21 protein-coding genes and 2 pseudogenes are annotated in these 22,693 nt (G+C 72.6%); 14 read left to right on the top strand and 9 right to left on the bottom strand.

Features of this window, described 5'->3' with window-relative positions; all coding sequences use genetic code 11:
• Position 1 precedes the first annotated feature (1 nt).
• Together HS99_RS14495 and HS99_RS14490 are read left to right on the top strand one after the other, a co-directional pair.
• Positions 2–1,189, top strand: coding sequence for a sensor histidine kinase (locus tag HS99_RS14495; RefSeq protein WP_030555200.1), 1,188 nt, complete (start codon positions 2–4; stop codon positions 1,187–1,189).
• A gap of 4 nt (positions 1,190–1,193) precedes the next feature.
• Positions 1,194–1,844 carry a response regulator gene (locus HS99_RS14490; protein ID WP_030555202.1) on the top strand — a complete coding sequence of 217 codons (651 nt, stop codon included), beginning with the start codon at positions 1,194–1,196 and terminating at the stop codon, positions 1,842–1,844.
• Positions 1,845–2,088: 244 nt separating this feature from the next.
• Here the strand turns inward: HS99_RS14490 and HS99_RS48695 are convergent.
• From HS99_RS48695 to HS99_RS14470, 5 genes and pseudogenes are all read right to left on the bottom strand, one after another.
• Positions 2,089–2,253: pseudogene (locus HS99_RS48695) on the bottom strand (IS630 family transposase); the annotation flags it as partial.
• Between the two features lie 14 nt (positions 2,254–2,267).
• Positions 2,268–3,326 carry a MerR family transcriptional regulator gene (locus HS99_RS14485; protein WP_030555204.1) on the bottom strand — a complete coding sequence of 353 codons (1,059 nt, stop codon included), beginning with the start codon at positions 3,324–3,326 and terminating at the stop codon, positions 2,268–2,270.
• Entirely contained in the window at positions 3,320–3,538 is a 219-nt protein-coding gene (locus HS99_RS14480; protein WP_030555207.1) for a DUF6480 family protein, read from the bottom strand. The genes HS99_RS14485 and HS99_RS14480 overlap by 7 nt, the downstream gene beginning before the upstream one ends.
• A 261-nt stretch (positions 3,539–3,799) precedes the next feature.
• Positions 3,800–4,231, bottom strand: coding sequence for a DUF427 domain-containing protein (locus HS99_RS14475; protein WP_232543240.1), 432 nt, complete (start codon positions 4,229–4,231; stop codon positions 3,800–3,802).
• A gap of 50 nt (positions 4,232–4,281) precedes the next feature.
• The gene (locus HS99_RS14470; protein WP_094743009.1) at positions 4,282–4,953 is read right to left on the bottom strand and encodes a sigma-70 family RNA polymerase sigma factor; all 672 of its coding nucleotides are present in this window, start codon (positions 4,951–4,953) and stop codon (positions 4,282–4,284) included.
• A 217-nt stretch (positions 4,954–5,170) separates the two neighbouring features.
• Here HS99_RS14470 and HS99_RS14465 point away from each other — a divergent pair, with 217 nt between their 5' ends.
• Both HS99_RS14465 and HS99_RS14460 read left to right on the top strand, forming a co-directional pair.
• Complete coding sequence (locus tag HS99_RS14465; RefSeq protein WP_043481050.1) at positions 5,171–5,704, top strand: DUF4383 domain-containing protein; 534 nt, start codon at positions 5,171–5,173, stop codon at positions 5,702–5,704.
• Complete coding sequence (locus HS99_RS14460; protein ID WP_030555215.1) at positions 5,701–7,227, top strand: cryptochrome/photolyase family protein; 1,527 nt, start codon at positions 5,701–5,703, stop codon at positions 7,225–7,227. The genes HS99_RS14465 and HS99_RS14460 overlap by 4 nt, the downstream gene beginning before the upstream one ends.
• Positions 7,228–7,263: 36 nt before the next feature.
• Here the strand turns inward: HS99_RS14460 and HS99_RS14455 are convergent, their stop codons facing one another.
• Positions 7,264–8,616, bottom strand: coding sequence for a glycosyltransferase family 4 protein (locus HS99_RS14455; protein ID WP_050366195.1), 1,353 nt, complete (start codon positions 8,614–8,616; stop codon positions 7,264–7,266).
• On the opposite strand from HS99_RS14455, the gene HS99_RS47775 reads away from it, so the two are divergent.
• The 5 genes from HS99_RS47775 to HS99_RS14430 all read left to right on the top strand — a co-directional run bounded on the left by HS99_RS47775 (position 8,513) and on the right by HS99_RS14430 (position 12,806).
• Positions 8,513–8,998 carry a glycosyltransferase gene (locus HS99_RS47775; protein WP_283810003.1) on the top strand — a complete coding sequence of 162 codons (486 nt, stop codon included), beginning with the start codon at positions 8,513–8,515 and terminating at the stop codon, positions 8,996–8,998. The two genes, HS99_RS14455 and HS99_RS47775, sit on opposite strands and share 104 nt — an antisense overlap.
• 111 nt (positions 8,999–9,109) lie before the next feature.
• Positions 9,110–9,412: a DUF3040 domain-containing protein gene (locus HS99_RS14445; RefSeq protein WP_030555221.1), complete on the top strand. Its 303-nt coding sequence runs from the start codon at positions 9,110–9,112 to the stop codon at positions 9,410–9,412.
• A 157-nt stretch (positions 9,413–9,569) separates the two neighbouring features.
• Positions 9,570–9,851: a hypothetical protein gene (locus HS99_RS14440; RefSeq protein ID WP_030555224.1), complete on the top strand. Its 282-nt coding sequence runs from the start codon at positions 9,570–9,572 to the stop codon at positions 9,849–9,851.
• 562 nt (positions 9,852–10,413) lie between these two features.
• On the top strand, positions 10,414–12,069 hold the full coding sequence (locus HS99_RS14435; protein ID WP_078968660.1) for a molybdopterin-dependent oxidoreductase: 1,656 nt from the start codon (positions 10,414–10,416) through the stop codon (positions 12,067–12,069).
• Positions 12,070–12,140: 71 nt separating this feature from the next.
• The gene (locus tag HS99_RS14430; protein WP_030555227.1) at positions 12,141–12,806 is read left to right on the top strand and encodes a fasciclin domain-containing protein; all 666 of its coding nucleotides are present in this window, start codon (positions 12,141–12,143) and stop codon (positions 12,804–12,806) included.
• A 1,369-nt stretch (positions 12,807–14,175) separates the two neighbouring features.
• Here HS99_RS14430 and HS99_RS14425 read toward each other — a convergent pair.
• Positions 14,176–14,460: a hypothetical protein gene (locus HS99_RS14425; protein WP_030555229.1), complete on the bottom strand. Its 285-nt coding sequence runs from the start codon at positions 14,458–14,460 to the stop codon at positions 14,176–14,178.
• Positions 14,461–14,479: 19 nt separating this feature from the next.
• Between HS99_RS14425 and HS99_RS42485 the strand changes: the two genes are divergently transcribed.
• The 3 genes from HS99_RS42485 (at position 14,480) to HS99_RS14415 (ending at position 17,857) form a co-directional block, all read left to right on the top strand.
• On the top strand, positions 14,480–14,611 hold the full coding sequence (locus HS99_RS42485) for a hypothetical protein (protein ID WP_275937834.1): 132 nt from the start codon (positions 14,480–14,482) through the stop codon (positions 14,609–14,611).
• A gap of 270 nt (positions 14,612–14,881) precedes the next feature.
• Complete coding sequence (locus HS99_RS14420; RefSeq protein ID WP_051835596.1) at positions 14,882–15,649, top strand: hypothetical protein; 768 nt, start codon at positions 14,882–14,884, stop codon at positions 15,647–15,649.
• 45 nt (positions 15,650–15,694) lie between these two features.
• Positions 15,695–17,857 carry a bifunctional polysaccharide deacetylase/glycosyltransferase family 2 protein gene (locus HS99_RS14415; RefSeq protein ID WP_078939023.1) on the top strand — a complete coding sequence of 721 codons (2,163 nt, stop codon included), beginning with the start codon at positions 15,695–15,697 and terminating at the stop codon, positions 17,855–17,857.
• 81 nt (positions 17,858–17,938) lie between these two features.
• Here the strand turns inward: HS99_RS14415 and HS99_RS44855 are convergent, their stop codons facing one another.
• On the bottom strand, positions 17,939–18,094 hold the full coding sequence (locus tag HS99_RS44855; RefSeq protein ID WP_157881900.1) for a hypothetical protein: 156 nt from the start codon (positions 18,092–18,094) through the stop codon (positions 17,939–17,941).
• Positions 18,095–18,125: 31 nt separating this feature from the next.
• On the opposite strand from HS99_RS44855, the pseudogene HS99_RS41130 reads away from it, so the two are divergent.
• Positions 18,126–18,975 (top strand): annotated as a pseudogene (locus HS99_RS41130) (helix-turn-helix domain-containing protein); the annotation flags it as partial.
• A 686-nt stretch (positions 18,976–19,661) separates the two neighbouring features.
• Entirely contained in the window at positions 19,662–20,573 is a 912-nt protein-coding gene (locus tag HS99_RS14405) for a ribosome-inactivating family protein (protein ID WP_030555238.1), read from the top strand.
• Between the two features lie 318 nt (positions 20,574–20,891).
• Here HS99_RS14405 and HS99_RS14400 read toward each other — a convergent pair whose 3' ends face one another.
• On the bottom strand, positions 20,892–22,652 hold the full coding sequence (locus HS99_RS14400) for an ABC transporter ATP-binding protein (RefSeq protein WP_043481053.1): 1,761 nt from the start codon (positions 22,650–22,652) through the stop codon (positions 20,892–20,894).
• Positions 22,653–22,693: the final 41 nt, after the last annotated feature.

Here is a 22,693-nt window from a genome sequence, read left to right as displayed (position 1 = left end):
CATGATTCAACGGCCGCAGCCGGGCGACCGGTTCCGCATACGGATCGTCCGCCGGTGGTACGCAGTCTCCTGGGTGCTCCTGGGCGTGTGTCCCCCGGTCATCTCCGAGCTGAACCACGGCGGGGCGACGAGGTACTGGTCGTTGGCGCTGCTGGCACTGATCGCCCTCGGCTACGCGACCGTGGCGGCCTTCCCCCGCAATCGCGTGCTGCGGCCCCACGCCTACCTGGGCGTACTCGCCCTCGCTCTGGGCGCGCTGTCCCTCCTGCGTGGCGACGGCGCCGCACTGTTCATCGTGTCGCTCCCCCAGTTCTGGCTCTTCGCCAGGAGCCCGCGGCACTCGATCGCCTACAGCGGCGCCGCCGCCGCGGCCACCGTCGCCGGCATAGTCCGGCACCAGAGCTGGCACGTGGAGGACTTCTCCACCGGCAACATCGTCTTCACCCTGATCGGCTACACGGCGGGCGTGCTGCTCGGACTGGGGGTGGTCCGGATCGTCGAGCAGAGCGACGAGCGCGCCCGCCACCTCGCCGCCGAACTGGCGAGCGCCCAACAGCGCCTGGCCGAGGCCCACAGGCTCCAAGGCGCCACGGAGGAGCGTGAGCGGCTCGCGCGGGAGATCCACGACACCCTCGCCCAGGGCTTCGCCTCCATCATCGTGCTGGCGGAGGCGGCCCGCTCCGGCCTCGACACCGACCCCGGCAGGAGCGCCCGGCAACTGCTCTCGATCGAGAACACCGCACGTGAGAACTTCGCCGAGGCGCGAGTGCTCGTCGGCTCCGCCCCGCGGAGCGGTCCCGCGCTCGGCTCGATCGCCGGGACCCTGCGCCGGACCCTGGAGCGGTTCGCCGAGGACACCGGGCTCGCCGTCACCGCGGACCTGCCGGACGTCGAGTGCGACCAGCCGACCCGGATCGCGCTGCTGCGCTGCACCCAGGAGTCCCTGGCCAACGTCCGCAAGCACGCGGCCGCCTCCACGGTGGAGATCGTGCTCACGCCTTCCCCGTACGGCGTCGAACTGGAGATCACCGACGACGGCAGGGGCTTCGTGGTGGAGCACGCCCACGGCTTCGGGCTCAACGGCATGCGCAACCGCCTCGCCGAACTCGGCGGCGAACTCACCGTCACCAGCTCCCTCGGCGACGGCACCCGCATCCTCGCCGCGATACCTACCAACAGTCAGGTGTGACGACATGACAGCCCGAACAGAGCCGGCCGGACTCCGCATCATCGTGGTCGACGACCACACGGTCATGCGCGCCGGAGTCGTCGCCCTGCTGGCCTCGGAACCCGCCATCGACATCGTCGGCGAGGGCGGCGACGGCCGTGCGGCCGTCGAACTCGTCGAACTGCTGAAGCCGGACGTGGCACTGATCGACCTGCGGATGCCGGTCCTCGACGGCGCGAGTGCCACCGCTGAGATCGTCAGACGCCACCCTGGTACCCGCGTGCTGATCCTGACCACGTACGACACCGACGCCGAGATCGAGCGCGCGGTCGAGGCCGGCGCGATCGGCTACCTGCTCAAGGACACCACGCGCGACCAGCTCGTCGACGCCATCCGATCCGCCTCTCGTGGCGAGACCGTCCTGGCTCCGAGGGTCGCGGAGCGGTTGGTCGCCCGCATGCGGCGGCCCGCTCCGGTGGCTCTGACCACGCGGGAGGTGGACGTACTGAGCGCGGTCGCCGACGGGCTGTCCAACGTCGAGATCGGCCGGCGGCTGGTCATCGCGGAGGCCACGGTGAAGACCCATCTGCTGCGGGTCTTCGCCAAGCTCGATGTCAGAGACCGCACCCATGCGGTGGTCGTAGCTCTCGAGCGCGGGCTGCTGGACAAACGTTAGCCAGCCCCCGAGCGGCACGTCATCGTTGGCGTGCCGCTCGGGACTGAAAGCCGGTGAGAAGTGAGTGGCTGATGTCTCGTGCGCGCGGACCTCAAGCAGGCTCATGAGTACCGGCGTCGACTGGCGGCCGAAACCGTCGACTTGGTCAGGCAGGCCGCTGCGGTGAGCTGAGCCGCGCTGCAGAGAGGGTGGTCGGAGCCAGTGGAGCTGGCTCCGACCACCCTCGATGACTTTACTGAGGTTTTCAGGGCGGGAACGGCGGGGTGAGTGAGGGGCCGGTGCCGGCCAGGCATCCCTCGATGAGGGTGGGTCGAAGTTGGATGTGCCGTGGCCCGCGGCGGAGGGTGTGGGTGAGGTGGTCGGTGTCAGTGAAGGCGGTGTTCGCCATCGGGCCGCGCCGCAGGAGGGCCTCGCGACGGGGATTCAGTTCGTCACCGTCTCTTCCAGGAAGTCGACGGCGTCCGCCAGGGTTCGGGGACCGGCGGCGCCGATTGGCAGCCGGGAGCGGGCCCAGCCAGGGCCTGCGGCGACGACGACCGCCCCGCCGCGCGAGCCCCGCGGCCCCCAGACACTGGCGCTGATGCGGCGTGCCAGCTCGTGGTCCGCGCTGCGCCGGTCCTGGGACCAGATCATCACGGCTGCCGGACCGAGCCGCTGGACGGCGTCGAGCAGGGCCCGGGGCGGGACGGCAGCGCCCAGGATGCGGAAGGGGAGGCCGCGCTCGGCCAGCGCCGCGGCGGTGGCCTCCAGCGGGAGCGTGTGCAGTTCGGTGGGCGTCGCGGCCAGCAGGACGGGCGATACGGGCCGGGTGGCAGCCGTTGCCACCGCGACGCCACGCAGAACGCTTGAGACGTGCCAGGACAGCAAGTGTTCGACCTCGACGTACTGCTCGCCGTCCGCCGCCCATTTGCGGCCGGCGGCGCGCAGCGCGGGCATCATGACCTCGGTCCACGCGTCGATCACCCCGAGGGTGGCTACCGCTTCGCGCAGGATCGCGACGATCTGCGGCGCGTCGAGGCGCACCGCCGCACGCGCCAGGCCGCGGCACTCGGGGCGTACCGTTCCGACGCCCAGAGCGCGGCTTCCTCCCGCGCTGGGGCGGTGGAAGGCCTGGACATCGTCCCGAGAGAGCGGATCCGGCCGGCTGAGGACAGGACTCGCTGTGTTGATCTCGGTGGCCGATCCCTTCTCGGCCAGGGCCGCACGGGCCGCCTCGCCGGGGGGTATCCCGCGGGCGGTCAGACGGCACATGGCCTCCAGGACGGCGACGTCCTGCGGGCTCCAGCGGCGGTGGTGTCCGGCTTCCCGGTTGGCAGGGCCGATGCCGTACCGGCGTTCCCACGAGCGGACCGTGGTGGGGGACACGCCGAGCCGCTGGGCCACTCTCCCGGTCGCCAGACCCACGTCCTGCGGTGTGTCGTGAGCGGCGGCGGGGCCACCGCCGCGTGCTCCGGCAGCGCGCTCGGCGGACGGTGTCACCATCCCGCGATCCTCCCCACGGCGAACCCCACGCAGCACAGCACCATGACGGCGATGACCAGTAGCGGGATCCAGCCGGGCCAGGCCGTGTGCAGTTCGACCGACTCAGGGGTCGAGATGCCCGAGCACGTCGACGACTCGCACTCGGGCGTCTCCGTGGGAGGAGTCGCGGGCACGGGGCGCTCGTGGGCGGAAATCCGGTGATTGACGGTCATGACGTCCTCCGGCTACTGGGAAGTGTGAGGAAGAGGGGAGTTCAGCTCCTTCCGTTCGTTGCGCCGAGGTCCCGCCTCGCGCCCCACGGGGCAGGGGTTCGGCTGTTCCCGACCGGCTGGCCTGCCCAGTGGATCCACTACTCCATGCTGGTCCTCTCGATACTCCGTTCACAATCGCAGCGTTCTCGCAGCGCTTGATGAGGAACGTGCCGCGCGTTCGGCGGCACGACCTGCCAACGTGCGGGTCCGGGCGGCGCACGCTCACCAGCCCGACGTCCCCGGGCCTCCCTTGAACGGGCCGGCGATCTCGCCCGTGATCCATCCTCCGTAGAAGTCGCCATCCTGAGCACGCACCGTTTCGCCGTCCACCGTGCAGCGGTCCACCCGTGCCGGGTAGAACGCCAGCCGGCCGCTCAGTTCCCGGTAAGCAGGAAGCGGCCGGGGATAGCTCCAGGCAGCCTGGACTGCCCTGCTTCCCTGAACCAGCAGGTCCCAGTACCGGGCCTGTCCCTTCCACTCGCAGAAGCTCGTACCATCTGACGGAACCAGGAATCGGCCGGCCACATCGCTTGCCGGCAGGTAGTACACCGGCGGGTGGCTCGTCTCCAGCACACGCACGGCCTGTGTGGTGGAGGCGATCAGCGTTCCGCCGAACCACACCTGAACGAGTCTGCCGCGGGCGGTGCGGATCACAGGCGGACGCGGGTAGTCCCACACCGATTCCGGACTCGGCCCCGCCGCTGTCATTGCCGGGCCCCTGCCGCACGGCACGGTCCGAGGAGCGGCCCGGCCGACAGCTCGCCCACTCCAGGACAGTCGCCAGCGGGCGTGAGTACAGCCCGGAGCCGGATGAGGCCGTCGCGGATTCGGGTCTTCACGGTTCCCAGCGGCACACCGACCCTGTGTGCGATCTCCCGCTGCGTGTAGCCGCCGAAGTAGGCCAGCACCACTGCCTCGCGCTGCAGCGCACTCAGTTCGGCGAGAGCGGACCGGACCCGCTGCCGGTCGAGTGAGCGGACTGCCTGGACCTCAGGCGGATCGCTCTCCGACTCGGACAGGTTCCGGACTACGACACGGAGGTCACGCTCGGTGGAGGCCCGCACGGACCGCACACGGTCCACCGCCCGGCGGCGCGCGATCGTCAGCACCCATGCCATCACGGATCCCCGCTCGGGCCGGTAGCACGGGGCGGTGCGCCACACTTCGAGGAGGACCTCCTGGGCGACTTCCTCGGCGTGGGCCAGGCTGCGCAGCGTCCGCAGCGCGACGCCGTAGACCGGCCCGGCAACCGCTTGGTACAGCGTTTCGAACGCGGTCTCGTCGCCGCCGCCCGCCCTCTGAAGGAGGGTGGGCATGTCATCAGACGCCGGCGCGGTGCTGCTGGCGGAACCGGCGACGCTGATGCTCTTCACCATCGAAGTCACAGCGTCAAGGTGCATCGCTTCGCACCCCGCCGACGAGTCACACCGTTTGTGCAGCGCTTTTTTACGGCGGGGGCGCGGTGGCCGCCTTCGGCGGTCCACAAACGATGCGGCACCGCTGCGACTGTTCCGGTCGGCCACCGCGGCCGATGCTCTGGGAAGGGTCGCGTGCTGCGCGGCTCGGCACGATCACCGAGGAACGGAGCGGACCATGAAACTCCACGAGGAACTGCCCGTCGACCACCGCCTGTCCCGGGTCTACCGCGCTGGAGCCGGTCTCTGCGGCGCCGCCCTGCTGGCCTTCGGCTGCCTCGGCCTGTCGGACGGACTGCCTTTCTTCAGCACCGACGGCGAGAAGATCGCCGGTCTCTCCAGCAACGGCCTGCTCAGCCTCGTCTCGGTGGTCACGGCCGCGGTACTTCTCGGCGGCGCCCTGATCGGCGGAAACATCGCCTCCACGGTCAACATCACCGTCGGCGCACTCTTCGTCCTCAGCGGCTTCGTCAACCTCGCACTGCTGGACTCGTCGGCCAACATCCTGGCCTTCCGCATCCAGAACGTGCTCTTCAGCTTCGTCATGGGCCTGGTGATCGCCACGTTCGGCATGTACGGCCGTGTGAGCGGCAAGCTTCCGCTCGACAACCCCTACTGGCGTCACCGCCACCCGGGGCCCAGCGAACGCCATGATGCTCCGGCGCTCCCCCTCGGCTCCCCGGCGGCCGGCCTTCCCGGGCGCCCGGCGTGAGCGGGCCGCGCCCGCACTGGCTCTTCGGCGACCAGCTCGGGCCGCACTTCCTCACCGCCGGCCTCACCCCCGGCGGGGACGGTCCCGACCCGGACGCCCCGCTCGTCATGATCGAGGCTCGCTCGGTGCTCCGCCGGCGGCGGTTCCACCGGGCGAAGGCCCACCTGGTGCTGTCCGCGATGCGCCACGCCGCGGACGCCCTGGGCGACCGGGTGCGCTACGTCCAGGCCGACACCTACCGCGAGGGCCTGTCCCGGGCCGTCGGACGCCGCCGGGTCACCGTGTGCCACCCGACGTCGCGCGCGGCCCTCGGCCTGGTGGACTCCCTCCCCCACGTCACGGTGCTGCCGCCGCGCGGCTTCCTCGTGCCCTTCGCCGACTTCCGCCGCTGGGCCGGTGCACCCGGTGAACGGCGCCTGCTGCTGGAGGACTTCTACCACCGGGTGCGCCGCGCCGAGCACCTGCTGCTGGAACCGGACGGCAGCCCGGCCGGCGGCCGCTGGAACCTGGACCGGGACAACCGCGAACCCCCGCCCGAAGGCGCCGCCACCCTGCCGCTCCCCCCGCCCTTCGAGCCCGAGGAGGACGGCATCGACGAGCGCGTCCGGGCCGACCTCGACCGCTGGGAGCGCGACGGGGACGTCGCCTTCGTCGGCCGGGACGGCCCGCGCCGCTTCGCCGCGACCCGGCCGGAGGCCGAACGGGCGCTCGCGCACTTCGTCGCCCACCGCCTCGCCGACTTCGGCCGGTACGAGGACGCGATGCTGCACGCCGACCCGTGGATGGCCCACAGCGCGCTGTCCGTCCCGCTCAACCTCGGTCTGCTCGACCCCGGCGAGTGCGTGCGCGCGGCCGAGGCCGCGTACCGGTCCGGGCAGGTGCCGCTCAACAGCGCCGAGGGCTTCGTGCGGCAGGTGGCCGGCTGGCGCGAGTACGTGTGGCAGCTCTACTGGCACCTGGGCGAGGGCTACCGCGACGCCAACCGGCTGGGCCACCACGAGCCGCTGCCCGCCTGGTTCCGCGACCTGGACGCAGACGCCGTCGCCGCCCGCTGCCTGTCCGGCGTCCTCGGGCAGGTCCGCGATCACGGCTGGGTGCACCACATCCCCCGGCTGATGGTGCTCGGCAACTGGGCCCTGCAGCACGGCTGGGACCCGCACGAGCTCACCGACTGGTTCCACCGGTGCTTCGTCGACGGCTACGACTGGGTGATGACCGCCAACGTCGTCGGCATGTCCCAGTTCGCCGACGGCGGCCTCGTCACCACCAAGCCCTACGCGGCGGGCGGCGCCTACCTCCACCGCATGGGCGACTACTGCGGCCCCTGCCGCTACCGCCCCACCGAACGCCTCGGCGACCGGGCCTGCCCGTTCACCACCGGCTACTGGGCCTTCGTCCACCGCCACCGCGACCTCCTCGCCGCCAACCACCGCACCGCGCGGGCCGCCGCGGGCCTGCGCCGCCTCACCGGCCTGCCCGAGGTGCTGGCCGCCGAACGCGCCCGCGGCCAGTCACCCCCGTGACGGCAGGCGGAGACGGTGCCGCCACTGCCCGCTCGCTCAGCCGCTTCCCGCGACGTCCGGCAGAGGACCTTCGCGGTCCGTGTCCTGCGACCGATCCGCGAGGCGGCCCGTTCGGCACGTGTCCCGGTAGGCGTCGGCCAGGGACGCGGCCATGGCGTCGATGGCGAAGCACTCGCGCACCGTCGCGGCCCCTGCCTTCGCCATCGCCACCAGTTCCGGCGCGGGGGTGACGACCAGGGAGCGCAGGCCGTCGGCCAGCCGCCCCGCCGATTCGGTGGCCAGCAGTCGTCCGTTGACGCCGTCGCACAGGTAGTGCGAGGCCCCACCGCGCTGCGGGGCGGCCACCGGGAGGCCCGCTTCCATGGCCTCCAGCACGGCCAGCCCGAACTCCTCCTTGGCACTGGGGCACACGTACAGCGCGGAGCCCGGCCGGCCCTGCGCCAACGCCCGTTCCAGCAGCCGGACATGCCGGTTGGACAGCGCGGGCCACAAGGCCGCCCGACGCCGCGCGACCGGGTCCGCCGCCAGGAGCTCGGTGAGCCGGCGGCGAACCTCCGCCTCGACGGCGGTCGGGTCCGCGGGAGACCCGCCCACCAGCAGCAGGGTCGTGCGGTGGTGGAGGCCCGCGAGCATCCAGGCCCGGACCAGTTGCTCCTGCTGCTTGACGGGGTGAAGCCGTCCCACGCACAGCAACAACGGCAGGTCGCGGTCGGCGGCATCCAGTCCGCCGCCGGTCCCGCCGCCACCGAAGAGACGGGCGAGCAGTCCGTAGGCCGTCGCCCCGTCGCCCACCGCGGGCCGGAACGGGGCGATGCCCTCGGGCTGCACGTGGACCCGCCGGTCCCGCAACTGCGGGAAGTACGCGGGGAGTTCCTCCGGCCCCGGCCTCCCCGGCATGGCCACCAACAGATCTGCGCGGGCCACGAGGCAGTCGGCGACGAAGACCCGGTGCAGGTCCAGGCGCAGCGCGCGTGCGGCATGACCGGTCTGTTGCGGTGGCAGGCCCGCGTGCCGTTCGTCCATCGTGCGGTGGGGGTCGGGGGTGACGGTGAACGCGAGCTTCGAGCCGTGGCGGCGTGCGGCCCGGGCGACAGCGAGGGAGGCGTCGTCGGCGAACCTGACGTGCGCGATGTCCGGTCGGGCGCCCGGGAGTTCGAAGAGCCGGCCGGACCACCAGGCCAGCGCCGTCTGGTGGCCGGCGGCGTTCTCCGGATCCAGCGGTTCGGACGCGTCCACGGGCAACCGCACCAGCACGTGTGCGCGTCCCAACCGGTGGACCAGGTCCGTGCGTTCCGCCTCCCCGGTCCGGGCCGTGGTCAGTGTGAGGACCCGTGCGACGCCCGCGCCGACCGTCAGAGCCTCACCCAGCCCGGTCAGCAGGACGCTCATTCCGCCGCTGAGTCCGGCGCCGGGCTCCTCCAGGCGGCCCGTCGCTGCGACGATCCCGCAACAGGAACTGCTTCCGCACGCCGCCGCCATGGTCCACCACGGCGGCAACAACTCGTTCACCGAATGCCTGCACGCCGGCGTTCCCGCACTGGTCCTGCCGTTCTCCAGCGACCAGTTCGCCATCGCCCACGACGCCGAACGCGCCGCGGCCGGCCGATGCCTGGATCCCAACACGCTCACCCCCGCCGCCGCCGGCCACGCCGTCGCCGCCCTCCTCGCCGACCGGGCGCACGGCACCGCCGCACTCGGCGTCCGCCTCCGCCCGCACGGCCCCGCCCGGGCCGCCTCCGCACTCCTGCGGTGCATGCCCTCCCGCCGCTGAACCGTCGGCCGGCCCCGGTCGACGCACCACCGATGCGACCGGCGCCACGGCGCCGTGGGCGGAGGGTGTAAGACGCTGACACGCGAGGGGCGACCGAAGGGCGGCCGCGCCGTGGACGGACACCTGACCGGCCGGGAGCAACGTCTGCTGGACGACGTCGAGTCCCACCTGCGGCGGGAAGACCCGGCACTCGACCGCCTGCTCGGGGCCCGCCCGACTCTCCTGGCACGGCTCTGGCACCGGCCCCGGATCCTCGCCGCCCTGGCCTCGGCGCTGGCCGCCCTGACCGCCGCGTGCGCCCTGTACGCGGCCGCGGACACACCGGCCGCTCCCGCGGCCGCCACCACAGCGGCCGCCTCGGCGTTCATGCTCGCACTCGTCCTCCGCCGCCTCGCGGCGCTCGGAGCGGCCTGAGACGGACGCCCGCGCGCCGGCCGAGCGGCCGGGAGCGCATCCCGCCGACCCCCTCGCCGAACAGGACGCTGCACCAACGATGCGACTGACGCGTTGCGGGCGACGGTCCGACAGTAGAGGAACAGGAACGACGGCACAGCCCCTTTGGAGGGTCGTCATGACCATCGTGCGCAGGATCCACGAAGCCGGAATCACCAGCGAGCACGCCTACGCGGCGGCGTTCGGGTCCATCGGCCTGTCCCTGCTGAGCTGGATCGCGTCGATGAAGGCCGAACAGGCCGGAGTCGAACGCGCCGACCGGTGGGGCATCTTCGTGGGCGAGTGGGCGCCCACCTTCTTCGGACTCGGGCTGGCACTCGCCGGCTACGAACGCGAAGCGCCCGCCGCCAAGGGCTCGCGCAGCGCCTGGCTCGACCACCCGGGCGGCAAGACCGCCTGACCGGCCCACCCGTGGGCCCCGAAGCCCGCCTCCGGGGCCCACGCCTTGCCCCGCTGCCCCGGAACCGCACCCGCGGATCCGGGGCAGGATGCCCGGATCCTCCCCGCTGCAGGAGCGATGCGGGCAGTCCGGGCCCGGCTCTCAACGTTTCGGCCCGGGTGGAAGGGGAATCCCTCACCGCCCGCCGGATGGGCACCGTCGATGACGTCCCTCAGCCGGTGCCGGACCCCGCGGTCGAACCAGGCACTGCCGTGGTGCGCCGCTCCGCCGGTGACCTGTCCTCGTAGGGCACGACAGCCCGCTCCAGGCCGAAGTCAGGTCTCCTTCCTGCTCGCGCCGACGGGCCATCATTCGAGGATTGCGTGCCGCCCGCCCGGACCGCCAGGAGGCCGCAGCCCAGCACACCAAGACACATCAACGACCGGGCCGGGCAGGCCGGTCCGGGTAACAAACCTCGTGCCGCTTCCGTTTGTGTGGCCTGTCGCGTCGCAGCACGGATTGCGGGCAGCCCAGGAGAAGAACTCGCACCCATCCGGCCCGCCGGTGGCCGCGAATCCCGGATGTGAGCAACGACGTACCCCATCTCCCGCCTCGTCCCGGGCATCGCTGCGGGCGGCTCCTGCGGGCGGGCGCGGCCGCGGCGACCGGGTGGGCAGCGGCGGCGGCCGCGCTCGGAAGCGGTGAACTGGTCGCCGCCTTCACCGGACCCGGGACCGCGCCGGTCATCGTGGTCGGCGCCGCAGCGATCGACCTGACGCCAACATCACTGAAGGAGTACGCCGTTCGCACGTTCGGCACCGACGACAAGCCGGTGCTGCTCGGCGGGATCTACCTGGCGACGGCGCTGCTCGCCGCGTTCGCCGGCGTGCTGGCCGCGTGCAGGCCGGTGCTCGGGGCAAGCGTCTTCGCGGCCTTCGGGCTGCTCGGCACCTGGGCCGCGCTCTCCAGGCCCGAAGCCGGTGCCGCGGATGCTGCACCCGCTCTGGCCGCCGGTCTGGCCGCCACGGCAACCGCCCTCGTCCTCGCCCGGATGCTGCGCGCCGCCACACCGGCGGCCTCCCCCACGACCGCGCCCCACCAGGTGACGCCGGAACACCCGGTGAGTGGGGACGGGCCGGGCGAGCATCCCGCCGAACGCGACGGCGGCACGTCCCGCCGGGCCGTCCTCACCGCCACCGGCGCGACGATCGCCGTCGGTGCGCTCGCCGGCCTCGGCGGCCGCACGCTCTCGGACCGCCGCTACGACATCGGTGCCGCCCGCACCGCCGTCCGCCCTCCCCCTGCCGCGCGGCCCCTGCCGCCCCTGCCCGCCGCCCTGCACCCCGACGTCCCGGGCCTGTCCCCGTTCGTCACCCCCAACCCGGACTTCTACCGGGTGGATACCGCTCTCACGCTGCCCCGTATCGACCCGCGGCGCTGGACCCTGCGCGTCCGCGGCATGGTCGACCACCCGCTCCTCATCACCTTCGACGACTTGCTGCGCGAACCGCTGGAGGAGCTCGACCACACCCTGTCCTGTGTGTCCAACGAGGTCGGTGGCCCCTATGTCGGCACCACCCGCTGGCTCGGCGCCTCCCTCCCGGCCCTGCTGCGCCGGGCGGGCGTGCGCCCGGGAGCGGACCAGCTCGTCGGCCGGTCCCAGGACGGGATGACGATCGGCACCCCGCTGGAATCCGTGCTCGACGGACGGCGCGCGCTGCTGGCAGTCGCGATGAACGGCGACGCCCTGCCCGTGGCACACGGCTTCCCGTGCCGCAGCGTCGTCCCCGGCTTCTACGGCTACACCTCCGCCACCAAATGGCTCGTCGACCTGGACGTCACCACGTTCGCCGCGTTCGACCCGTACTGGGTGCGCCGGGGCTGGGACCGCACCGGCGCGGTCGGCACCGCCTCGCGCATCGAGGTTCCGGCCCCGTTCGCACAGGTGCCCGCCGGGAACGTGACCGTGGCCGGCACCGCGTGGGCCACCCACCGCGGCATCGCCGCCGTCGAGGTCCGCGTCGACGGCGGCCCCTGGCAGGAAGCCCTGCTCACCGCCGACCCGGGGCCCGACATGTGGCGGCAGTGGTCCCACACCTGGACCGGGGCGGCGCCCGGCACCCACCGGATCGAGGTCCGGGCCACCGACGCCACCGGCACCGTCCAGACCGAGAACCGTGCGGCCCCGTTCCCCGCCGGCGCCACCGGCTGGCACAGCACCGTCGTCACGGTCACCTGAAAAGCCACTGCGCACCCACCACGTCCGGGCCGCCGGCCCGGACGTCACCACCTCACAAGGAGATCCGACCCATGTCCACCACCACCCGCCGCCGCAACACCGTCGCCGCCCTCCTGACCGCCACCGCGCTCGCCGTGAGCCTCGGCGCCTGCAGCAGCAGCGGATCCGGATCCTCGGCCGCCACCAAGGCCGCCGCCGCCGTGCCGTCCACGGCCCCGGGCAGCACGGCCCCGGGCAGCGCCGCCTCCGGCACTGCCATGGACGACCAGCCGTTCGGCAGCGCCTGCACGGCCGTGCCCAAGGACGGCGCCGGCTCCTTCGCGGGCATGGCCAAGGACCCCGTCGCGACCGCCGCCTCCAACAACCCGCTGCTGTCCACCCTCGTCACCGCCGTCAAGCAGGCCGGCCTCGTCGACACCCTCAACTCCGCGCAGAACATCACCGTCTTCGCGCCCACCAACGACGCCTTCGCCAAGATCCCCAAGGCCACCCTGGACGCCGTCCTCGCCGACAAGGACAAGCTCACCAAGATCCTCACCTACCACGTCGTCCCCCAGCGCCTGACCCCCACCGCCCTCACCGGCGCCCACAAGACCCTGGAGACCGACGACCTCACCGTCACCGGCACCACCCCCGACTTCACCGTGAACACCACGGCCAAGGTGCTGTGCGGCAACGTCCAGACCGCCAACGCCACCGTCTACATCGTCGACACCGTCCTGATGCCCGCCTCCTGACCCACCCCGAGCGTTCCCGGGCCGGGGCCCGCCCACCAGGCGGACCCCGGCCACCACCCGCCACCCCGGTCCAGCCGAAGGAGCCGACAGCGTCATGCCGGCCGACGAACCGGCCGCCACGACGAACCCGCACACGGACCCCGCCGTACTCCTCCTCCGTAGAGGCAAGGCCGAAAGCCTCGGCCGGCCTTCACCGTGACTGACAGCTGAAGCAACGACATTGCCCGGCACTGCGGCCCGGGACCCGGCCTGCGGCACCGGCTTGGCGGGTGGGCGGTGCTGACGAGCCGTCCGCGGGCCCCTTCTCCCCGGACGCCGGTAAGGCCGGTAACCACCCCCGCCCAGACCGGGAGGTCTGCCGTTCCGTCTCCAGTGCCGGACACTCCGGTACCCCATCCACACCGTAGAAGCCCCCGCCGACGCACCTTGCGGCCACGCGGCCCAGACGGGGACCAAGCCGGTCACCAGGACAACCACGGGCGCACCTCGGAAAGGGCTGGCTTCTTGTCCCGGGAGCGGAAGGTGACCTGAGCCCGCCCTGGAAATCAGATGACCGCAGCTGCCCTCGTCTTCGACAATGGCGCATGTTGATTGATCACTGGCCGCTGTTAGGCCTTCGCCTGAACACTCCCCGCCTGGAACTCCGGCTGCCATTCGGACCGCCGAACCAGGGCGGTTCGAATCATCAGCGGTCGGCTGAGCGCTGACAACCAAGGGACGGTGAACAGACCCGCCGACGGCCAGGCCGAGCAGACGAGCGTGACGGACCGGGACCGGGCGCCCGAGACCGGAGAGCGCCCCGGCACCACCCACCAACGCGGCCGGCACCAGCCGGACGCAGAAAGAAGAGGGGGCACAGCGCAGCGACCGGACACACCGACCAACGCCCAACCCACCCACCACAGCCACCACCAGACAGGGGCCCAGGACGGTAGGTCGAGACGGTGAGAAAACCGTCATCGCCCATCTGACCAGCGGAAACACGCATCAAGCGGCCCCAAGCGCCGGTGGCTGAACCGAACCGCGGACCGCACCCCCGCCCGACCCCGACCCGCCAGACAGCGGCGAGCGGAACGAGCGGCGGCGAGCAGCCGTACGGGCCGCACGTCGATCAGGAGCGGGCCATCGAGACCGAGCAGCGCCCCGAGCCCCACCCGATCCACCAACCCGGCGCCCCGGCGCAGCACGGCCATGGCAGCGGCCAGGAACTGCCAGGACGGCAGCGAGCAGGCAGGCGGCCCCGCCCCGCGTGCGGCGCCCGGGCCCTGTACCGCCGGTCGGCGGTACAGGGCGTCTCCGGTTCGTTCTGAAGCGGCAGGCTTCACCGGCAGGGTCCGCCGGCCCAGCGATCCGGTGATCGAAGGACACCTCAGATGCGGTCGGTGGCCTGCCGCAGCAGATCCGTCGACGAGGCCAGGACGGCGTACCAGGTGTTCGCAGTCTCATCCGTAACCGGAGCCCAGGCAGCAGCCACCACAGGGAGTTCGCAGTGGTCGCCGGGCTCCAGAGGGGGCAGCGTCCAGGTCATGCCGTGATGGTGACCGAAGTCCACACCCCACGTACTGTGCGAGCGGTCGTACACGTCCTCGATCAGCTCAGCCCACCGACTGGGGACCTCCGCGCCGGCAGCCCAGCAGATCGCCTCCTCATCCATACCGCCGAGGGTGAGCTTGGTGGTCGCCCCCCTTCCGTTGCCGCTGGGCGTCCTCGGCCACGAGGGCTCGACCGTCATCGTCGGCCTCAAGGGCCTGCGGCTGCTGCGCGAGGCCGTCTGGACCAGGGCCCGGGCCGACGGCGGCCGCTGAGCCGACGCCGGAAGGCCGACGTCGGAACGCCGTGTCGGAAGGTCGTCGCCCCCCGAGCCAGGGACGGCGGGCTTCCGCGCGTTCGCCGCCTTCCGCGCGTTCGCCGCCTTCCGCGGAGCACGGCTCGCTCGAAATCAGCTGGAAATCAGGTGTGACGATCCGGCCGGTGTCGACGCTGAACAGTCACGACCGGTGCACCGCTCGATCCACCAGTGATCGGCCGGTGCCCTCGTGGCAGCACGCGAACCGACAACACCTGGACCCGACACCGTGACCGTCAAGCCGTACGATCCGTCGCCCACCGCCGAGCAACAGCCCCACCTCTCGGGGGTCCCGGGACACCTTTCCGGTTCGGCGCACGGCGAACCGGTCGGCGAAGTCCCGACCGAGCACTTCGCCGTTCCGGCCTACGTCGCCGAGCACTTCGCCGCTCCGGTCCGCTCCGCCGAGCACCGCCGCGAAGCCGACGACGCGGATCTGCCCACCGCCGAACTGCCCGCCGTCGTGTCGCTCGGAGAACCGCCCACCGACCCCACCGGCCCCGAAGCCGTCCCCCCGCCCCCGCCGGTGTTCGTGGACGCCTCCGGCCGCCGGCAGCGCCGGATCCGCCGACTCGGAGCGGTGCTGGCCGTCCCGGCGGGCGGGTACCTGGCCCTGCTCGCCAGCGCGCTGCTCGGCGGTCCCACCGTGAACGCACCGTTCCTCCCGCTGCCCCAGCCGCCCGCGCCCAGCGCCCCCGCCCCGGAGGCCACGCCTACCGAGGCGCCGTCCGCCGCCCCGGAGGCCGCCGCCCTGCCCGGCGCGGGACGCACGGAGGCACCCGCCCATCAGGGCGGCACCACCCAGGTCGTCCAGCACCCGCGGCCCACGGCGGCGGCCGCGCGGCCCGCGACCGGTACGGCCCCCGGCGCCCCGACGGCCACCACCGCGCCCGCCCCGGCCACCACGCCCGCCACCCAGCCGAGCACCGCTCCCACCCCCACCCCCGGGCACGGCCGCCCGACCACCGCACCGGGCAAAGGGCCCGGCAAGCCCTGACACCCGACCGCCCTCGAAACCGTACCCGTCTCAGAAAGCAGCACCATGAGCTCCGCCCGCCGCCGACGAGCCCCAGCCCCCGACCGCACCCGCCGGGGCCGACGCGGGGTGGTCCGCCAGGGCCCGCTGCGCACCCACTGGCTCCTGCTGACCGCCCTGCTGCTCACGCTCATCGGCGCCCTGGTGCTCCAGGGCTACGCCCAGCACAGCTTCGACGACCGCCCCGACCAGGCGGCCGCCCCAGCGGCCGCGGACGCCGTCCCGGCGGCGATCCACGAGGGCGGCCCGGTGATCGACGCCGCCGTCCCCCAGCCGCGCAGCGCCGCCCCCGAACCCGGCACCATCGCCCTGACCTTCGACGACGGGCCGGACCCGACCTGGACCCCGAAGATCCTGGACGCCCTGCACCGGGCCGGGGTGCACGCGACCTTCTTCGTGGTCGGCACCCAGGCCGCCGCCCACCCGGACCTGATCCGCCGGATCGTCGCCGAGGGCCATCAGATCGGCATCCACACCTTCACCCACACCGACCTCGGCGCCGCCCCCTCCTGGCGCCGCACGCTGGAGCTGCGCGAGGCCCAGCTGACCGTGGCCGGGGCCGCCGGAGTCACCAGCTCACTGCTGCGCCCGCCGTACTCCTCGACGCCCGAGGCCGTGGACGACCCCGGATGGTCCGCCATCCAGCAGGCCGGCCGCGAGGGCTACCTGACCGTGCTCACCACCCAGGACAGCGAGGACTGGCAACGCCCCGGCGTGCCCTCGATCATCAAGTCGGCGACCGCGGGTACCGGCCACCAGGGCCAGGTCCTGCTGATGCACGACGCCGGCGGCGACCGCTCGCAGACCGTCGCCGCCCTCGACGGCGTGCTGAGCACGCTGAAGTCCCGCGGCTTCCGCTTCACCACCGTCAGCGACGCCGTCGGCCTGCCCGACCCGGTCCGCCCGGCCGGAGCCGGCGACCACTGGCTCGGCCTGGCCCTGATCTGGCTGCTGACCGGCGGCAACCGGGCCATCACCGCGCTGGGCTGGCTGCTCTGGGCGGCGGGCGCGGTCAGCGTGCTGCGCGCGGTCGTCGTGCTCTACGCCGCCCGTCGACACGTGCGGCTGCGCCGCCGCGGCTGGGGTCCGCCGGTCACCGAGCCGGTCAGCGTGATCGTCCCGGCGTACAACGAGATCGCCGGGATCGAACCCGCCGTCCGCTCGCTGCTGGCCTCCGACCATCCGGTCGAGGTGATCGTGGTCGACGACGGCTCCACGGACGGCACCGCCGACCTGGTGGAATCGCTGAACCTGCCGTACGTCCGGGTGATCCGGCAGGAGAACGCCGGCAAGCCCGCCGCCCTCAACACCGGCATCGCCGCGGCCCGCGCCGAACTGCTGGTGATGGTCGACGGCGACACCGTCTTCGAGCCGGACGCCGTCCGGATGCTGGTGCAGCCCTTCGCCGATCCCACCGTGGGCGCCGTCTCCGGCAACGCCAAGGTGGTCAACCGCGGTGGCCTACTGGGCCGTTGGCAGCACATCGAGTACGTGGTCGGCTTCAACCTGGACCGCCGGCTGTTCGACCTCGCCGAGTGCATGCCGACCGTGCCCGGCGCGGTCGGCGCCTTTCGCCGCTCCGCGCTGCTGGCGGTCGGCGGCGTGGGCGAGGAGACCCTCGCCGAGGACACCGACCTCACCATGGCGATGTGCCGGGCCGGTTGGCGGGTGGTTTACGAGGAGCGGGCCAAGGCCTGGACGGAGGCCCCCGCCTCGCTGAGCGCCCTGTGGCGCCAGCGCTACCGCTGGTGCTACGGCACCCTCCAGGCGATGTGGAAGCACCGGGGCGCACTCACCCAGGGCGGGCAGGCCGGCAAGCTGGGCCGGCGCGGCCTGCTCTACCTGCTGATGTTCCAGGTGCTGCTGCCGCTGCTCGCCCCGGTCGTGGACGTCTTCGCGCTCTACGGACTGGCCTTCCTCGACCCGGTCCGGATCATCGGCCTGTGGGCGGCCTTCCTGCTGGTCCAGATGCTGATGGGGGCGTACGCGTTCCGGCTGGACAAGGAGAAGCTCGGGCCGCTGTGGAGCCTGCCGCTCCAGCAGTTCGTCTACCGGCAGCTGATGTACCTGGTGGTGATCCAGTCGGTCTTCACCGCGCTCGCCGGCTCCCGGCTCCGCTGGCAGCGGATGCAGCGCTACGGCACGCTCCGGGTACCGGCGGGCGGCTGAGCCGGGGCGGACGGGGGTGGATAGGGGTGGACGGGGGTGGACGGGGGCCGCGCCGGCTTGCGCGGCCCCCGTCCACCCCCGTCAGCTGTGCTTCCAGGTCACCGAGAAGGAGCCGCCGCCGCTCAGCGAGGAGGTGGTGGTCTTGGTGGTGCCGCCGGAGGCCATGGTGATGTTGCCCGGGTTGTGCTGCCCAGGGCCGTCTGAGTGGGCCCGGCGAGCCGCGGCAGCCCTCGTCATCTGGCTTCGCACATGATCGCCCGGACAAGTCCTAGAACCCGACCACGGACTCGAACACCTCGCCCGAGCCGACACGGTGATCGTGCCCGGGTGGGCCGACACGGACCGCGAACCGCCCTCCGACCTCGTCGAAGCGGTGCGAGCCGCCCACGCGGCCGGCGCCCGCGTCGCTTCCCTGTGCACCGGCGCCTTCGTCCTGGGCGCGGCCGGACTCCTCGACGGGAAGCGCGCCACCACCCACTGGGCCCACACCCGGGAACTGGCCCGCCGCCACCCCAAGGCCACCGTCGATCCGGACGTCCTCTATGTCGACAACGGCGACGTCCTCACCTCCGCTGGCAAGGCCGCCGCCATGGACCTGTGCCTTCACCTGGTCCGCCTCGACCACGGCTCGGCCAACGCCAACAAGATCGCCCGCCGTCTGGTGATCCCACCCCACCGCGACGGGGGCCAGGCCCAGTTCATCGCCACCCCGCTGCCCGAACCCGGCAACCACCCCCTCGCAGACCTCCTGCCCTGGGCGCTGGAGCAACTGGATCAGCCGCTCACCGTGGAGGACCTGGCCCGCCGGGCCGGCATGAGCTCACGCCACCTCGCTCGCCACTTCAAACACCTCACCGGCACCACACCCCTCCACTGGCTCCACACCCCTCCACTGGCTCCACACCCAACGCATCCGCCACGCCCAAGAACTCCTGGAAACCACCAACGCCACCGTCGACACCATCGCCACCGCCACCGGCATGGGTACCGCCACCACCCTGCGCCGCCACTTCCACCGCAGCGTCGGCGTCCCGCCCGACACCTACCGCCGCACCTTCCGCCCCTCGGAACCAGTCCCAAACCCCGGCCGAGAGGCCGATGGGCGTAACGGCCAGTAGCCATCAGCGGCCACACAACTCCCCAGCAATGGGCCGCCGATGGGGATTCTGCAGCTCTTGCAGGACTTTCGTGATGCGGTGACCGAGTGTTGCTGGATCGGGCGAGCAGGACGCAATAACGCAGGAGACGGTGCCCGGCCCGGCCGAACATCTGGCGCTTCCACCACCCGGCGCTCCTCCGTACCGTCCGCGCGCGGGACGAACCCACGCCGCAGGCCCGGTGAGTCCTCCGTCGAACCGGCCGACACCGTGAACTGATCGGCGTGCATCCGCACCGTGCACGCCAACCGCCCGCCGGCTCGGCCGGTCGCGTGGACACAGGAGCCGGATGCGGGACACCGAAGCGGGTGGCCTTCGCGGGCCCGGCCGGCGGGAGGCCAGCAGCGCCGGCAGAGGACGCGGCCCTCGGCGGCTGCGGGTCGACGAGAGTCGAGGTCGAGGGTGTTGCCCGGTCGCGGGGCGCGCCGGACGCCCACACTGCCTTGTCGATGCGCACATCGACAAGGCAGTGTGCGCCGCGCGGCAACAGAAGGCGGGTGGACTCCAGCATGCTGAACCCGACGCGGACCGCACGCGCGGCGCTCCGGACGATCACCGTCCCACCGTCGGACGGTCATCCGCGTCCCGATCCGGTTCGGGCACTCGGCCGGTGATCGGCACCTCGTAACCATCCCGAAGGAACCGCCTTGAAGAAGAATCACGTCGCACTGCTGTCACTCTCGGCGGCCACCGCTCTTCTTGTCTCCCTCGCCGGCACCGCCTCCGCAGCGCCTACCCTCACCGGCAAGCCCGCAGGAGGAGACCGGATCCGGTCCGCACCCGCCACCCGCGCTGCGGCACTGCAGAGCTGGCCCATCATCGACTGGGACATCACCGACATCACCGCCGGCCGGGGCGAACACGCGAACCGCTACTGGAACCTGATCGACGCGATCCACCGCAACACCTACGGCGATGCGACCAATGTCGGAAGCGGTCTCGTCCAGCAGACCACCCGCAACGAGAACCGGCTGATCCAGATCCGGGTGATGAACCAGGGCGCCCATCTCGTCTCCGTCTACATGTGGGCCGACAACCTCTACATCGCGGGCTTCTACTCGCCCGCCGCCAACCGCCACTGGGCGTTCCAGGACGGCCGCCAGCAGCAGTTCCAGAACGACCTGGGCGTGCAGGCGCAGTTCATGCCCCGCACCGGCAACTACAACGGCATCACGGGCGGGAGCGCCCGCGAGAACCTCTACCTCGGATCGACGAACATCTTCAACGCGCTGCGGGACCTCAACAACGTCCCGCAGTGGGACGAGACCCGCATCGACCGGGGCATGCTGATGGCCATCACGATCTTCTCGGAAGCCGCCCGCTTCGGGCCGATCTTCAACCGGATCTACGGCAACATCAACGCGTGGACCACCAACCAGCTGAGCGTCGACTACCGCGACATGGAGAACCAGTGGGGCCGGCTCTCCCAGGCCGCACACGCCTGGCGCCAGGGCCGGGCCGCCTCGGTGAGGCTGATCGGCAACAACGTCAGCAGCTTCGACGACCTGCGGCGAGTCGTCGGATTCGTGGAACTCCACGGTTCCGAAGCACTGCTGTGACGACGTCCGGCGGGGCGAGACCCTGCCGGTGCCGGCATGCGCTGCCCCCACAGGGGCGGGCGAGTTCAAGCAGGTCGCGGTCGAGCGACTGGTCGACCGTGGCATGGAGGTGGGAAGACGGCTGGGACAGCGGGCGTCGCACCGCACGCGCCAAGTGATCACTCACGCGGTTGAGTCTGTCACCGTCACCGCCGGGCAGCCCGGGCGGCGGGAGGGGCGGTCAGAAGCGCCCGTGTGTACCGGGTCAGATTGAACGGCACCGGCAGTCGGCTCATCCGCGACCTCCGGCACCAGGCCGCCCGAGGGGGCCGGCCCCGTTCAGGGGGTGAGGATCGCCTGGCTGGTGACGAGTTCCCGGTACGGGGGGCAGCGTTCCAGCAGGGTGAGGTGGTCGCCGGCGTCGACGACGGTGCCGTGGTTCATCATGATCACGTGGTGGGCGTCCTGGACGGTGGATAGCCGGTGGGCGACCACGATCACGGCGCGGGTCGCCGCCAGGTCCGCCACGATCGTGCGGAAGCGTTGCTCGTTGAGCCCGTCCAGCTGGCTGGTGGGTTCGTCCAGCAGCACGATCTCGGCGTCGGACAGCAGTGCCCGGGCCAGAGCCATCCGCTGGCGCTGGCCGCCGGACAGGTCGCACTCGCGGCCGAGGGGGGTGTCGAGGCCCCGGGGCAGGCGGGCGATGTCCTCGGTGAGGCCGACGGCGTCCAGCGCGGCGGCCAGTTCGACGTCGTCGGCCGGCTCGGTGCGGCCGAGTTGGAGGTTCTCCCGGGCGGTCGCCTCGATCAGTGTGAAGGCCTGGTCGACGTAGGCGATGCGGGCGCGCAGCGCGTTCAGCGGCCAGTGGGCGGTGTCGCGGCCGAGGACGGTGACGGAGCCCGAGGCGGGCCGGACGAAGCAGTCGATGAGCGAGAGGGTGGTGCTCTTCCCGGCTCCGGAGGGGCCGACCACGGCGGTCAGACCGGTGCGCCCGGTGCTGAAGGAAACCCCGCGCAGCGCGGCATCGCGCGAGCCGGTGTGGGTGAAGGACACGGATTTGAACACCACCGACGGGACGTCCAGCGGTGGGGGCGGCACCGTGCGCTCGGCGTCCTGCGGCTCGGCCTCGGGCGCTATGGCCAGCAGGTCGGTGCAGCGGTCGCGGGCCGCAAGGCCGGATTGGAGCCGGCCGAAGCCGGTGGCCAGTGCGCTGATCGAGGGCACGGTCTGCAGGAGGTAGAGCAGGAAGGCGGCGAACGCGGCGGCCTGGAGTCCGCCGGTGGCCATCCGGGCGCCGCCGGCGAGGATCACGGCGATCAGCGCGAGCTGGTTGCCGAGCGTCAGCACGGCCGGGATCAGGGAGTTCAGCCGCCCGCCGACCAGGGAGACGGCGCGCAGCCGTTCGGCGTCCTCGGCCAGCGCTCGGGCGGCCATCGGCTCGGCCCGGTAGGCCTTGATCGTGCTGAGTGCTTCCAGGTCGGCCGTGAAGCGCTGGGCGATCCGGCCCACGGCGTCCTGCTGGCCGGTCACGTTGGCCTTCATGCGGCGCACGATCAGCAGGACCAGGGCGGTGAGCGCGGCGAACGCGACGACGGTGACGACGGTCAGGATCCAGTCGATCCACACCATCACGAGCAGTGTCGCCGTCACCGTCAGTGCGGCCAGCGGCAGTTGGGTGGCGACGTCGACGACTTGGCGCAGCAGCAGCGCGTCGGAGGTGATCCGGGCGGTGAGTTCGCCGGTGCCCTGGGCCCGGACCACGGCGAGCGGCAGGCGCAGGGTGTGCTCCATGATCCGTGTGCGCAGCCGGTAGGTCATCCGTTCGCCGATGCGGGCGAGCAGGAAGCTGGAGAGCGCCTGGGCGAGCGCTCCGGCTGTCGCGGCGGCGCACATCAGCAGGACGTCGGTGCCGAGCGGGCGGTGCGCGGAGAAGTCGGTGATGATCGTCCGGACCAGGAGCGGCAGGGCCAGGGCGGCGCCGGTGGAGGCCAGCGCGAGCAGGAGCGCGAGGGTCAGGGCCCACGGCTCGGCGGTCAGCTCGCGGCGCAGTCGGATCCGCTCCGCCGGGCGGGGGGTGGTGCGAGCGGGCTGGTCGACCACGGCATCCTCTCGGGCGGTGCGGCGAACGGGCGGTGCGGCGA

The sequence above is a fragment of the Kitasatospora aureofaciens genome, assembly GCF_001188955.3.
In the GTDB taxonomy this organism is placed as follows: Bacteria; Actinomycetota; Actinomycetes; order Streptomycetales; family Streptomycetaceae; genus Kitasatospora; species Kitasatospora aureofaciens.
The sequence above is the reverse complement of the archived record's forward strand: the minus strand, read 5'-3'. Positions and strand labels throughout refer to the sequence as shown.

Coding starts and splice junctions, on each gene's coding strand:
- HS99_RS14470 (WP_094743009.1), bottom strand. CDS start 4,953: ATGGTGAAGAGCATCAGCGTCGCCGGTTCCGCCAGCAGCACCGCGCCG.
- HS99_RS14485 (WP_030555204.1), bottom strand. CDS start 3,326: ATGGTGACACCGTCCGCCGAGCGCGCTGCCGGAGCACGCGGCGGTGGC.
- HS99_RS14430 (WP_030555227.1), top strand. CDS start 12,141: ATGTCCACCACCACCCGCCGCCGCAACACCGTCGCCGCCCTCCTGACC.
- HS99_RS44855 (WP_157881900.1), bottom strand. CDS start 18,094: ATGACGAGGGCTGCCGCGGCTCGCCGGGCCCACTCAGACGGCCCTGGG.
- HS99_RS14440 (WP_030555224.1), top strand. CDS start 9,570: ATGACCATCGTGCGCAGGATCCACGAAGCCGGAATCACCAGCGAGCAC.
- HS99_RS14415 (WP_078939023.1), top strand. CDS start 15,695: ATGAGCTCCGCCCGCCGCCGACGAGCCCCAGCCCCCGACCGCACCCGC.
- HS99_RS14490 (WP_030555202.1), top strand. CDS start 1,194: ATGACAGCCCGAACAGAGCCGGCCGGACTCCGCATCATCGTGGTCGAC.
- HS99_RS14465 (WP_043481050.1), top strand. CDS start 5,171: ATGAAACTCCACGAGGAACTGCCCGTCGACCACCGCCTGTCCCGGGTC.
- HS99_RS14455 (WP_050366195.1), bottom strand. CDS start 8,616: ATGAGCGTCCTGCTGACCGGGCTGGGTGAGGCTCTGACGGTCGGCGCG.
- HS99_RS14480 (WP_030555207.1), bottom strand. CDS start 3,538: ATGACCGTCAATCACCGGATTTCCGCCCACGAGCGCCCCGTGCCCGCG.
- HS99_RS14425 (WP_030555229.1), bottom strand. CDS start 14,460: ATGGATGAGGAGGCGATCTGCTGGGCTGCCGGCGCGGAGGTCCCCAGT.
- HS99_RS14495 (WP_030555200.1), top strand. CDS start 2: ATGATTCAACGGCCGCAGCCGGGCGACCGGTTCCGCATACGGATCGTC.